This is a genomic window from Gilvimarinus sp. 1_MG-2023 (assembly GCF_030548285.1).
In genome coordinates this window covers 1-270 of the sequence record NZ_JAUOSC010001048.1, presented here as the reverse complement: position 1 = coordinate 270, position 270 = coordinate 1, and the positions used below count along the sequence as shown (strand labels likewise).

1 pseudogene is annotated in these 270 nt (G+C 58.5%); it reads left to right on the top strand.

The annotated features are described in order from the left end of the window. A pseudogene (locus Q4563_RS20065) lies at nt 1–270 on the top strand (ATP-binding protein); the annotation flags it as partial.

Here is a 270-nt window from a genome sequence, read left to right as displayed (position 1 = left end):
GGCCTGGGGCTGGGGTTGGCGATTGTCCGGCGGATTCTGTTGTTGCTGGAACTGCCAGTAAAGGTGCACTCGGTACTGGGTGCCGGGACGGAGTTTGTGGTAACGCTGCCGCTGGCGGAGTCGTTACCGGAAGACGCAGTGCTGGATCAGAACCGCGAATCCAGTGCTCTGAATCAGGATGTGTTCAAGGGGCTGGCGGTTATGGTGGTGGATAACGAGGCCGCCATTGTTAATGCCATGACCGATTTGCTGCAATCCTGGGGCAGTGAC